At 68.8% G+C, this 11,997-nt stretch carries 9 protein-coding genes and 1 pseudogene; 4 read left to right on the forward strand and 6 right to left on the reverse strand.

What is annotated here, in order from left to right:
* The first annotated feature begins 251 nt into the window (after positions 1-251).
* Positions 252-1,910 carry a DUF885 domain-containing protein gene (locus ACFOSH_RS41770; RefSeq protein WP_378246959.1) on the forward strand — a complete coding sequence of 553 codons (1,659 nt, stop codon included), beginning with the start codon at positions 252-254 and terminating at the stop codon, positions 1,908-1,910.
* An 86-nt stretch (positions 1,911-1,996) separates the two neighbouring features.
* Here the strand turns inward: ACFOSH_RS41770 and ACFOSH_RS41775 are convergent, their stop codons facing one another.
* The 4 genes from ACFOSH_RS41775 to ACFOSH_RS41790 all read right to left on the reverse strand — a co-directional run bounded on the left by ACFOSH_RS41775 (position 1,997) and on the right by ACFOSH_RS41790 (position 6,943).
* Positions 1,997-2,959, reverse strand: coding sequence for an amidohydrolase family protein (locus ACFOSH_RS41775; RefSeq protein WP_378246961.1), 963 nt, complete (start codon positions 2,957-2,959; stop codon positions 1,997-1,999).
* A 126-nt stretch (positions 2,960-3,085) separates the two neighbouring features.
* Positions 3,086-5,539 (reverse strand): LamG-like jellyroll fold domain-containing protein, encoded by a 2,454-nt coding sequence (locus ACFOSH_RS41780; protein ID WP_378246963.1) that lies wholly within the window; start codon positions 5,537-5,539, stop codon positions 3,086-3,088.
* Positions 5,540-5,823: 284 nt separating this feature from the next.
* Positions 5,824-6,318 carry a hypothetical protein gene (locus ACFOSH_RS41785; RefSeq protein ID WP_378246975.1) on the reverse strand — a complete coding sequence of 165 codons (495 nt, stop codon included), beginning with the start codon at positions 6,316-6,318 and terminating at the stop codon, positions 5,824-5,826.
* Positions 6,203-6,943 (reverse strand): DUF6670 family protein, encoded by a 741-nt coding sequence (locus ACFOSH_RS41790; RefSeq protein WP_378246965.1) that lies wholly within the window; start codon positions 6,941-6,943, stop codon positions 6,203-6,205. The genes ACFOSH_RS41785 and ACFOSH_RS41790 overlap by 116 nt, the downstream gene beginning before the upstream one ends.
* On the opposite strand from ACFOSH_RS41790, the gene ACFOSH_RS41795 reads away from it, so the two are divergent.
* Positions 6,825-8,414, forward strand: coding sequence for an FAD-binding oxidoreductase (locus tag ACFOSH_RS41795; protein WP_378246967.1), 1,590 nt, complete (start codon positions 6,825-6,827; stop codon positions 8,412-8,414). The genes ACFOSH_RS41790 and ACFOSH_RS41795 overlap by 119 nt on opposite strands.
* 41 nt (positions 8,415-8,455) lie before the next feature.
* Here ACFOSH_RS41795 and ACFOSH_RS41800 read toward each other — a convergent pair whose 3' ends face one another.
* Entirely contained in the window at positions 8,456-9,091 is a 636-nt protein-coding gene (locus ACFOSH_RS41800; RefSeq protein ID WP_378246969.1) for a TetR/AcrR family transcriptional regulator, read from the reverse strand.
* 109 nt (positions 9,092-9,200) lie between these two features.
* Here ACFOSH_RS41800 and ACFOSH_RS41805 point away from each other — a divergent pair, with 109 nt between their 5' ends.
* On the forward strand, positions 9,201-9,983 hold the full coding sequence (locus ACFOSH_RS41805) for an SDR family NAD(P)-dependent oxidoreductase (RefSeq protein WP_378246971.1): 783 nt from the start codon (positions 9,201-9,203) through the stop codon (positions 9,981-9,983).
* 81 nt (positions 9,984-10,064) lie between these two features.
* Positions 10,065-11,447, forward strand: a complete 1,383-nt coding sequence (locus tag ACFOSH_RS41810) for a M20 family metallopeptidase (protein WP_378246973.1) — start codon at positions 10,065-10,067, stop codon at positions 11,445-11,447.
* A gap of 382 nt (positions 11,448-11,829) precedes the next feature.
* Here the strand turns inward: ACFOSH_RS41810 and ACFOSH_RS41815 are convergent.
* A pseudogene (locus ACFOSH_RS41815) lies at positions 11,830-11,997 on the reverse strand (HNH endonuclease); the annotation flags it as partial.

Consider the following 11,997-nt stretch of genomic DNA (forward strand, 5'->3'; position numbering starts at 1 on the left):
CCGCGTCCTCTTCGAGATCCAACACACCTTGAAGTCGATCACGCGGTGGCCGTCCTCATACCCACGACACGCCGCCACATCACACACTGCTGCTGCCGTACTAACCGTTCTTACCGCTCACGAGGCGATCCACAGTGGACACGAGCCGCCGTCGCGAGCGCGTGCACCGGACCGGCCGAACGGGTGATCGGCCCGGTCGGGTAACGGGAAATTGCCAGCGGGAAACGGATCCGGTCTGGTAGTTGTCAGGTATGAGTGATGAGCCGACAGCGGCGGAGCTGGCCGACGAACTCCTCGACGTACTCGCGTCAGAGATGCCGTTGATGGCGACCTTCGACAATATCGCCGGGCACGATCACGAGTTGCGGGACGTCTCCGAGGCCGGTGACGCCCGGCTGAGGGAACGGGCTGTCCGGATCGCCGGACACGCCGCCCGCTCCACGGATCCGGACCGGATCACGCTCGGCGTCGTCGCCCACCACGCGGAATCGCTCCTGACCAGGCTGGACGCACGGTTGAGCGAGTTCATCCTCGCCGACCCGATGGCCGCCGAAGGCATCGGGGCACTGTCCTGGCTTCCGCAGCTGGCACCGTCCGGGGAACAGGCGGAGGAGGACTACCTGGCGAGGCTTTCGGCGTTCCCGGAGTTCTTCGAGGCGCTCGCCGACCGCCATCGCGCCGGGATCGAGGCAGGCCGGACCCCGGTGGAACGCGCGGTGCGCAACGCCGTCGACTACCTCGACCGGTTCCTGGCCGCCGAACCCAACCCGCTGGTCGTCCCGGCCCTGACCGGCGACCGCATGGCGCGGCGGGAGCGGCTGTTCACCGAAAAGGTGCGGCCGGCGCTCGTCGCCTACCGCGAGATGCTCGCCCACGAGATCGCCGGACACGGCCGTCCCGACGACCGGCCGGGTCTTTGCTGGCTGGAGGGCGGTAAAAAAAGCTACGCGGGGCTGGTCAAGACGCACACCACCACCGGTGTCTCCGCGGAGGAGCTACACCGGACCGGCCTCGAAATAGGGCGGGCGCTGGACGAGGAATACCGACGACTCGGCGCCGCCGTGTTCGGTGAGGACGACCCCGTCGCGGTCCGGCGGCGGCTGCGCACCGATCCGTCGCTGCGCTGGCGCGACGCGGACGAGATGATCACGACGGCGACGGACGCGGTCGCGCGGGCCACGGCCGCCGCTCCCGGCTGGTTCCGCCGGGTGCCGTCCGCCGAATGCGTCGTCCGCGCCGTACCGGAAGCGGATGGCCCGTCCGCCGCCCAGGCGTACTACATGCCACCCTCGGCCGACGGCAGCCGTCCCGGCGTCTACTCCACCAACGCCTACCGGGTGACCGAACGGTTCCGGTTCATCGCCGAGTCCGTCGCCTTTCACGAAGCCGTTCCAGGACACCACTTCCAGGCTTGTGTGTCCTTCGAACTCGAAGGAGTGCCACGGCTGCGCAAGCTCGTCCCGCTCTCGGCGTTCGACGAAGGCTGGGCGCTCTACACCGAACGGCTCGCCGACGAAATGGGCCTGTACTCCGACGACATCATGCGGCTGGGCATGGTCGCGGAGGACTCCTTGCGCGCGGCACGGCTCGTCGTCGACACCGGCCTGCACGCCTTGGGCTGGACCAGGCAGCAATGCGTCGACTACCTCACCGAGCACTGCGTGCTCAGCGGCGTCGAGGTGCGGTCCGAGACCGATCGCTACATCGAATGGCCCGGCCAAGCGCTGTCTTACATGACGGGCAGGCTGGAGATCCAGCGCTTGCGCGCCCTTGCCGAGGACCGCCTGGGCGAAGCCTTCGACATCCGCGACTTCCACGACGTCGTGCTGAGGCATGGGCAGGTTCCGCTGCCCGTGCTCGGCGACGTCCTGCGGGAGTGGGTGGAGCGGGTGCGTCTGGGGCGAGAGTGACGATCACAAGGTAGCGAAGGCCTCCTTCACTACCTTCAGAGTAGGCAAGGAGGCCTTCACGGACCTGGCCCGCGTAGCAGCGGCACTTACTTGAGCTTCAGGAGCTTTTCGACGTTCCCGTGCGAGATCTTCTCGCGGTCCGCTTCGTCGATCGGCGCGGTCTTGAGCAGGTTCACCATGGGCTCGTTCGGGGTGTACGGGTGATCGACCGAGAAGATGATCCGGTCGGCCCCGAGCACGGCCAGCGCGCACTGCAGCGGCGGGAAGGTCGCGTAGCCGCTGGTGGTGATGTGCACGTTGGTCTTGAAGTAGTCCGCGACAGGCTGCCTCAGCTGCTCGTTGATCGGTGTCAGCACCACGTCGATCCGCGAAAGCGCGAACGGGATCATCTCGCCCATGTGCCCGATGATGATCTGCAGGTCCGGGTACTCGTCGAGGACACCGGAGACGATCAGCCGCAGCAGGTGCACCGCCGTCTCCGAATGCCAGCCCCAGGCCGCGGTGGCGAGGTTGTCGGCCTGGAGGTCGGACAGGCCCGAGAAGTAGGCGTCCAGCACGGGTTTCGGCGGGAGCGCCGGATGCAGGTAGAGCGGGACCCGGAGCGATTCGGCGGCGGCGAGCACCGGCTGGAACGCCGCGTCGTCGAGGAAACGCCCGGTGGTGAGGCCGTTGAGCATCGCGCCCTTCAGCCCGAGTTCCTCGACGGCGCGGCGGAGTTCGTCGGCCGCTGCGTCCGGGGCTTGCAGCGGCAGAGCGGCGAAACCGGCGAACCGGTCGGGATGGTGGGAGATCGCGTCGGCCAGCGCGTCGTTCGCCTGGCTCGCCCGGTGCGCTTCCTCGGGCTTCAGCGCCTCAGCGCCGGGGACGGCGTGAGACAGGACCTGGACGTCGATGCCCGCCGCGTCCATGTCCGAGATCCGGCCGCGTCCGAGGTCACGGAGCTTCTTCCGGATGTCCACCATGATCGGGTGATCGCCCAGTTCACCCTCGCCTTCCTCGTTGTACAAGGTCGGATGGGTGAAATGCTCTTCGATGGCGATGACCTTCAACTCGATCCCTCCACGCGGACGATCACGGAATTCGTCGTCCAGTCTTCTCGTTTCGCGCGGAATACGGATCTTCTTTCGTGCCGAACACGCGGCGCCGGGAGTGGCCCCGGCGCCGCGTGAGCGGGCTCAGTCGCGCTTCGCCAGCGTCGCGACCTCGGCGTCGGACAGCGGCCGGTCGTAGAACCGGACGTCGTCCACCGCGCCGCGCAGGAAGTCGACCTGCTGGCCGCCGTACTGGCCGCGGCCGATCACCGTGTGGCCGGTGCTCGGTGGGGCGGAGCAGGCGTTCTGCGAGGCGACCTTCTTGCCGTCGACGTAGAGCGACAACGTTCCCGCCTTGGCGTCGCGGACGCCGGTCAGGTGGTACCACTTGCCGACTTCCGGCTTCTCCGGTGACAGGGCGCGGAGGCCGACGAAGCTCATCGCCCACCGCTGGTCCTGCCCGGAGTACTGCAGGAAGAACGCGCTGTCGCGGCCGGTGTCCTGGCTGACGACGGTCTGGAACGCGCCACTGGCCTCGTCCAGCTTCGCCCACGCCGAGACCGAGTAGCTGCCCGCCGTGTCGACGAGGTTCGCCCCGGCGTCGGCCTGGCCGTTGCCCGCGAAGGCCAGCGCTCCGCCCTCGACACCGCCTGCCCACTGGGCGTTGGACAGCGTGGCGTGCGCGGCTCCGACCGAGTCCGCGGCACTGGATCCGTTGCCCTCGTCGAACTTGTAGGCGTGCACACCGGTGATCCCCGGGGTGCCGGGGCCCGGATCGGGCGCGCCGCTGCCGCTGCCGTCGGCGTTGCGGATGATCGCCTGGTTGACCGCGCGCACCTGTGCGAAGTCCATCTTCTTCACCTGCCTGTCATAGGTGAAGAAGCCGTTGACCTCGTGCTCGACGTCGGTGATCTGCGTGTAGATCGAGCCGCTGATCCCACAGCTTTGCGCCGACGAGAGCACATCGCGCTGGTTTTGGACGTAACGGCTGTTCAGGGTCGCCTGGTCCTTCACCATCTCGTAGGCGTGGCCTTCGCCGAACCACATGTGGTCCTTGACCTCGAGGCCGTAGCCGCCGTGTTCGCCGTCGATCGAGATCCGCTTGGTGTCGGGCATCGGCTTCGCGGGGCCTGGGTAGGCGTGCCAGTCGAGGACGTCGCCCTTGCCGGAGTCGCCGAGCGAGTCGCAGCAGTTGACCCCGCTGTGCGCGTTGACCAGCCGGGTCGGGTCCTGGGCCTTGACGCTTTCGGCGACCTTCCCGGTCTCCTCGCGCGACCACTCCGCCCAGCCCTCGTTGAACGGCACGTAGCCGACGATCGAGGTCCAGTTCTTCTTCTGCTCCACCAGTTCCTTCAGCTCGACCTTGAACTGCTGCTGGGCGTCCACGGGCGGACGCCCACCGGTGCGCATCGACGGCATGTCCTGCCAGACGAGCAGGCCGAGCTTGTCGGCGTGGTGGTACCAGCGATCGGGTTCGGTCTTGATGTGCTTGCGGACCGTGTTGAAGCCGAGGACCTTGTGCTGCTCGAGGTCGAAGCGCAGCGCCTGGTCGGTCGGCGCGGTGTAGATGCCGTCCGGCCAGTAACCCTGGTCCAAAGTGGACTGCAGGAAGAGGATCTTGCCGTTGAGGGTGAACCGGAGTTTGCCGTCGGCGCCCTTCGTGGTGCCGTACTCGCGCATGCCGAAGTAGGAGGACACCTTGTCGACGGTGCGGCGGCCGTCCTTCAGTTCGACGTCCAGGTCGTAGAGGAACGGCGAGTCAGGCGACCAGAGTTTCGCCTTGGGAACCGGGAGGGAGAGCGTCCCGGCAGCGGACGCCTTGCTGCGGCTGACCACCTTCCGGCCGTCGCGGACCACGGCCTCGACGGTCAGCCCGGATTTGCCGCCGTTGTCGACCGTGAGCTTGAGCGTCGAGGACTCGATGTCGGGGACCATGCCGAGCGTGCCGACGTGCTTGGCCGCGACCGGTTCCATCCACACCGTCTGCCAGATGCCCGAGGCGCCTTCGTAGAAGATCCCGCGGTCGGGGACGAGACGCTGCTTGCCGACGGGCTGCCAGGTCGCGTCGGCGCGGTCCTCGACGCCGACGATGATCTCCTGCTCTCCCTTGGGCTTCAGCGCCGAGGTGACGTCCGCGGAGAACGCGCCGTAGCCGCCCTGGTGCGCGGCCACCTCCTTGCCGTTGACCCAGACCTTCGCCTTGTAGTCGACGGCGCCGAAGTTGATCCGCAGGGTGTTGTCCCGGCCCACGTCCCAGTTCTTGGGCACGGTGAACGTGCGGCGGTACCACATGTGGTCCTCGTGCCGCTGGATCCCCGAAAGCGCCGATTCGGTGGGGTAGGGGACCAGGATCTTCTCGGCGAGCTTCTCCCCGAACGGCGGGACCTCGCCCGCCGAGGCGCCGGCGAACTCCCAGAGCCCGTTGAGGTTCTGCCAGTTCTCGCGCACCAACTGCGGCCGCGGGTACTCGGGCAACGCGTTGGACGGCGACACCTGGCCGGTCCACGGGGTGGTCAGGCGTGGCTTGCCCATCTTCCAGCCGCTCTCCGCGGCCGTCGCGGTGCCTGACGTCAACGCCAGGGCGGCCAGGAGGGCCATCGCGGCGGTCAGGGGCTTCCGGAAGCGTCTCTGCTTTTCTCGGGGGCGGGGAGGTGACAACGTTGACAGCATCTGCTTGACACCCTTCTCCGGGGGCGGCCACCTCGGCGGAGGTGCGCCTCCCGCTGGACCTGTGCAGGCGTGAAACCACGACCCCGTGGCCGGTGGGAACCGGTGTGAGCCGGGCCACGGCTGGCCGTCAGGACGTTTTTACATCGTTGATACAACGTTGTAAAGCGTCGAAGGCCTCGAATCGGTCCTGGACGGCGGAGCTGTCCGGTGTGTCAGGAGAGGCGGGATTCTCTCAGCCACTCGCCGAGCACGTCGTAGTCGGCGCCGGTCAGGCCGTACCGAGGGTCGACCCGGTGCAGGAGCGCGGACCCGGAGTGGTGACCGGACACCCAGTCGCGGTCGACGTCGGTGATCTCGTCGTCGACCCAGGCGAACGGACGGCCTTCGGCGTGCTCCAGCAGTGGGCGGGTCTTCCAGTGCAGACCGATGCGGGCGTCGAACTCGTCGGTGACGGAGGGCTCGGGCCAGTCCACGACCGGCAGCCGGGGCAGGCCGAGCCTCGGGGTGAGGGAGTCGTTGGCGTCCTGTAGCCAGGTCGTGGCCCAGACCAGCTCGCCGGGAAGTGCCTTCAGGCGGGAGCCCTGTGACGGATCAAGCCTGCCGAGAAGCGGATTCTCGTCGTCCCGCGGCGCCGGTCCGAAGATCGGGTAGCGGGCGGACTCCAGTCCGAACGGGATGAGCGGGCCGTCGACGTCGAGGTAGATCAGCGGAAGTTTCCCGGGGGCCACGGCAGCACACGTTAGCGGTCTTCGCAGTCGACCCATCCGAAGTACCCAGTCCCCGAGAGCGCCCGGCCCCGGAAGTCCCGTCGAACGAGTACGCGCCCACGTAACCGCGTCCGTGCCCGTACCGCAGCGGAGTGTCCACGGTCCCGTCGAGCACGGCGACCTCCTCGGCGCCGTCCCGCACGGTCCAGCGAAACCCCTGCGGTACCCGCATGGCACGGCCCATCGGGTCGATCTCGGGTTCCGCACGAGGGGTCACCTCGACCGACACATCCTGGAACCCCGTCGCCGAGCCGTCCGGGGTCCGCAGGTGGGCGGCCGGCGCGCGGTCGCGCCCACGTCCGCGAATCCACCTGCGGACGCAGCAGGCCAGGACGGGCGAACGGGTCGGCTTTTCGCAGCAGCCCACCGGTGCTGTGCTCCATGCGTTGACACAATAACTGACTGCTGAGTAACTTACTGGCGAGTCAGATCGAAGGGAGGCGTCTATGCCGACCGAAAAGCGGTCCTGGTGGGGCTGGGGCACCACCGACGGCGAGCTGTCCAAGGAAGAGTCCGACGCGCTGGTCGCCCGAACATCGGGCGTGTTGCCCGGGCACGACTTCACCGACCACGCCCCGCCGGAACCTTCGGAACTCGACGTCCCGGCTTCGCGGATCCGTCCGCCCGCGGCGCTCGCCGCGTTGTGCGGCGACGAACCTGCCGACCGGTTGTCCCACGCCCGGGGCAAGGCTTTCCGTGACGTCGTCCGCAATCTGCTCGGGCAGCTCGACCACGTCCCGGATCTGGTCGCCCGCCCGCGCACCGAACAGGACGTCGTCGACCTCCTCGACTGGTGCACGGTGTCCGGAACCCCGCTGATTCCTTACGGTGGCGGCAGTTCCGTCGTCGGCGGGATCGAGCCGCGGTTCGACGGCCCGGCGATCTCGATGGACCTGGCCGGTCTTGACGCCGTGCTCGAAGTGGACACGGTGAGCCGCGCGGCCCGGATCCAGGCCGGGATCTTCGGGCCCGCACTGGAAGACCGTCTTCGCCCGCTGGGGCTGACCCTGCGGCATTTCCCGCAGTCGTTCGCCCATTCCACGCTCGGCGGCTGGCTCGCCACCCGCGCGGGCGGGCATTTCGCCACGCTGGCCACTCATATCGACGACCTCACCGAGTCGCTGCGTGTCGTTACCCCGGCCGGGATCAGCGAATCACGGCGTCTGCCGGGATCGGGCGCCGGCCCTTCGCCGGACCGGATGTTCCTCGGCTCCGAGGGCACGCTCGGCGTGATCACCGAAGCTTGGATGCGCCTGCAGGACCGGCCGGTATGGCAGGTCACCGCGTCGATCGCCTTCGAGTGGCAGGGAGACGCGGTCGCCGCCACCCGCGCGATCGCGCAGTCCGGGCTCCACCCGTCGAACTGTCGCCTCCTCGACCCTGCCGAAGCCTTCATCAACGCGGGCGCGAGCGTGGGCGGGGGACTGCTCCTGGTCGCGTTCGAATCCGCCGATCATCCGGTCGACACCTGGCTGGAGCGCGCGCTGGAACTGGCCGTCGGTCACGGCGGGACGGTGAAGACCAAACGCACCAAGGATTCCGCCCGGCCCCAAGGCGACTCGGCCTCGACGTGGCGATCGTCGTTCCTGCGGATGCCCTACCAGCGTGACGCCCTGGCCCGCCGGTCGCTCATCGTGGAGACCTTCGAGACCGCCTGCACCTGGGACGTCTTCGACGAGTTCCACGACGCGATCACCTCGGCGGCCCGCGCCGCGATCGACGAGGTGTGCGGCGGCGCCGGTGTCGTCACCTGCCGCTTCACCCACGTCTATCCCGACGGTCCCGCGCCCTACTACGGGATCTACGCCGCCGGGCGCTGGGGGAGCACGGTCGCGCAGTGGGACGAGATCAAGGCCGCCGTCTCCGAGGCGATCGCGGGCCACGGCGGCACGATCACCCATCACCACGCCGTCGGCCGCGACCACCGGCCCTGGTACGACAGGCAGCGCCCGGACCCGTTCGCGGCCGCGCTCACCGCCGCCAAATCCGCGCTCGACCCGGCGGGGATTCTCAATCCCGGGGTGCTGATCCGCTGACCGGCCCGCGCCGTGAACGGCAATGGTCACTTTCCGGCCGCTTATCCACCTTCACGCGCCGCGCCGTATCTGGCTTCCATCATCAGTACGGCCTCGTCCACGACGTGTGCCATCGATGCGTCGTCTGGGGACCAGTTGACGAGCAGCATCCGGGGCCAGAAGACGTAGTTGGAGATCATCCCGAGGAACTGGGTCGCGGCCAGTTCCGTGTCGTCCAACTTGGCCGTTCCCAGGGCGTTCTCGGTGTCGAGATAGCGGCGCACCGAGTCGAAGTAGGGCATCTTCCCGCGCTCGAAGTGGGCCTCGCCCAACTCGGGGAAGCGCGGCAGTTCGGCGATGACGATGCGGAAGAGGGCCGCCATGCCGGGCCGGGCGAGGAGGGTGACGTACCGGTGGCCGATCGCCGTCAGGCCCGCCCGCAGGTCGCCCGCCGGTGGGCGGAGGTCGCCGTCGTCCTCGGCCGTCCAGGACTCCGTCACGATCGCGTCGAACAGCGCCGCCTTGGTCGGGAACTGCTTGAACAGAGTCGCTTTCGACACCCCTGCCGCCTCTGCGACCTTGGCCAGCGAGGCGCCGGCGTACCCGGCGTCGAGGAACAGTCGAGTGGCGGCCTCGATGATGGCCGCCCGCTTCTGCTCGGCGACGCGCCGGTGGTAGGGCGAGGGCTCCGTCGTCATGGACACCACTCTACGCGAGGCGAGTCACTTGACTCGCCACCTGTCAGCTGCCTAACCTTGGCGAGGTGAGTCACTCGACTCACCACTGTTTCGCAGGGAGGACCACGTCATGGGACGCTTCGACAAGCAGACCGTTCTCGTCACCGGTGGCACTGGCGGGCAGGGCGCCAGCCACGTTCGGGCCTACCACGAAGAGGGGGCGAACGTTGTCATCGCCGCGCTCTCCGAAGGGCAGGGCAAGGAGCTCGCCGCTGAACTCGGCGAGCGGGCACTGTTCGTCCGCCTGGATGTCACCGACGAGGACGCCTGGACGGCGGCGGTCACCGAGGCCGAACGCCGGTTCGGTCCGATCGCGGTTCTGGTCAACAACGCCGGCGTCCAGAACCCCGCGGTGCCGATCGAGGCCGTCGAACGGCGGGTCTGGGACCGCGTACTCGACGTCAACCTCACCGGCACGTTTCTAGGCATCAAGTCCGTGACCCCGTCGCTGCGCCGCAACGGCGGCGGAGCGATCGTCAACATCGCCTCCACGATGGCCCACGTCGGCACCTCGCTCTACGCGCCGTACGTCGCCAGCAAGTGGGCGTTGCGCGGGCTCACCAGGACCGCCGCGCTGGAACTGGGTCGAGACGGCGTCCGGGTCAACTCCATCCACCCCGGCGTCATCTCCACCCCGTTGATCAACGAACCGATCGCCGGCCAGCCGCCCATCGCCGACTTCTACTCGCCCGAGCCGTACGCAATCCCCCGGATGGGAACCCCGGCCGATATCACCGCACTCCTGCTCTACCTCACCTCGGCCGACGCCGCGTTCGTCACGGGCTCGGAGTTCGTCGCGGATGGTGGGCTCCTGCTCGGCCCAGCCCTGCGGCCCGACACGACGGCGGCCTGACCGAATCGCCGGCCTCCAGTCAGTGTGGGCAAACCGGCTTACGCTCCTCAACGACACTCGACGAGCGGAACGGGAGACACCGTGGCGATTCCGGCGGAACTGGTCTCGAAAGCCCAGGAGCACGTCGACTCGGGGGCCTTCTTCGCCGAGCTCGCCGACCTTGTCCGGTATCCGACCGTGAGCGATCATCCGAGCGGCCGCGTTGCCATCAAGGCGTACCTGGACGAGGTGCTGACTCCGGCGTTGGGCGCGCTCGGCTGTTCCGTGTCGACGTGTCCCAACCCCGACCCGGCCGGTGGCCCGTTCCTGATCGGGACCCGGATCGAGTCTCCGGAACTGCCCACCCTCCTGTGCTACGGCCATGCCGACGTCGTCGACGGGCACGAGGGCCGGTGGAGCGAGGGCCGGGATCCGTGGACGCTGACCGCCGACGGCGACCGCTGGTACGGCCGCGGCTCCGCGGACAACAAGGGGCAGCACCTGATCAACCTGACCGCGCTCAGGCTGCTGCTCGCCGAGACGGGATCGCTCGGGTTCAACCTCAAGTTCCTGTTCGAGACCGGCGAGGAGATCGGCTCGCCCGGTCTCGACGAGTTCGTCGCGGCACACCGGGAGGCACTGAGCGCCGACGTCCTCATCGCCTCCGACGGCCCGCGCCTGGACGCGGCGACGCCGACGCTGTTCCTCGGCGCGCGGGGCAGCGTCCGGATCGCCCTCGACGTCGATCTCCGTCCCGACGCCTACCACTCGGGGAACTGGGGCGGCGTCCTGCGCAATCCCGCCACCACGCTCGCCGGGGCGATCGCCTGTCTCGTCGACGGGCACGGGCGCGTCCTGGTGCCGGAACTTCTGCCACCCGAGCTCCCGGACGGCGTCCGCGCGGCGCTCACCGGGCTCGAGATCGGGAACATGCCTGGAGATCCTGCGCTGGACGAGGGCTGGGGCGACACCGGGCTCACCGCCGCCGAGCGGCTGTACGGCTGGAACACCCTCGAAGTCCTTTCCCTCGGCGCGGCCGACGTCGACCGGCCGGTCAACGCCATTCCCGGCCGCGCCCGCGCGATGCTGCAGCTGCGCTACGTCGCGGGCACCGACGTCGACGGAGTGGGCGAGGCGATCACGAAACACCTTGCCGCACAAGGGTTCTCGATGGTCGGCGTCACCGCCGAGGGAAGCTTCCGGGCGAGCCGCACTCCGGTCGACGACCCGTGGGTGGGCTGGGCGAAGAGCGCCCTTGACGAGGTTTCCGACCGTCCTGTGGTGCTCTTGCCGAGCTTCGGAGGCGGCCTGCCGAACCACGTGTTCACCGACGTCCTCGGCCTGCCGACGTTGTGGCTGCCGCATTCCTACCCGGGCTGCCTGCAGCACGCGCCCGACGAACACCTGCTCGCGCCGATCGCCCGTGAGGGCGTCGTGCTCGCCACGGCGCTGTTCCACGCCCTCGGGCGGCGCGGACATCGCTAGCGGTCGAGGGCGCTGAGGGCTGGAGCCGTTTGACACAGTCGTGCCGGATGCGGATGGCGAACATCGGCGTGTGCAGTGCCTTGGCTAGCGCGTTCGTTCGGCTTCGGCACCGTGGTCGCGTCCTGGATCGGTGGCGTCGCTCTCGAGTCCAGTCTCGGCACTGTGGGGCCCGCCGTCCACGGTCGACGAAGAGACAGGCTCGGAGGGAGTTCTGCGTCTCGGCGCCGAGCAGACCATCCAAAGGGGCCGACACCCCAGCCGGATACCGCTGGGCCGGGGGTTCGGTACCACCGACGTGGTCGCCCTTGCCCGTGCCTACATCGACTAGCTCTGGGCATGCCGAGGGGTCCGTCGCCGGTGGCGGTGGCGGGCTCCGTCGGGTTCAGCGATGGTTGCGGCGGGGTGTTTGTAGCGGGTCCAGGTATTGCGGGGGAACGAACTCGGGCCTGCCATCCGAAGCTATGTGGACTTGCCGGCCGGATTGTCCGTGGATGACCAGGTGGTGGTAGCGACAGACGAGGCAGAGATTGTTCAAGTCCGTGTCGCCGAG

This window comes from Amycolatopsis speibonae, from assembly GCF_042647925.1.
In the GTDB taxonomy this organism is placed as follows: Bacteria; Actinomycetota; Actinomycetes; order Mycobacteriales; family Pseudonocardiaceae; genus Amycolatopsis; species Amycolatopsis speibonae.

What these genes read in the sequence shown, in the direction of transcription:
- ACFOSH_RS41780 (WP_378246963.1), bottom strand. Translation starts at nt 5,539, where the DNA reads ATGGCCCTCCTGGCCGCCCTGGCGTTGACGTCAGGCACCGCGACGGCC.
- ACFOSH_RS41805 (WP_378246971.1), top strand. Translation starts at nt 9,201, where the DNA reads ATGGGACGCTTCGACAAGCAGACCGTTCTCGTCACCGGTGGCACTGGC.
- ACFOSH_RS41795 (WP_378246967.1), top strand. Translation starts at nt 6,825, where the DNA reads ATGCCGACCGAAAAGCGGTCCTGGTGGGGCTGGGGCACCACCGACGGC.
- ACFOSH_RS41800 (WP_378246969.1), bottom strand. Translation starts at nt 9,091, where the DNA reads ATGACGACGGAGCCCTCGCCCTACCACCGGCGCGTCGCCGAGCAGAAG.
- ACFOSH_RS41770 (WP_378246959.1), top strand. Translation starts at nt 252, where the DNA reads ATGAGTGATGAGCCGACAGCGGCGGAGCTGGCCGACGAACTCCTCGAC.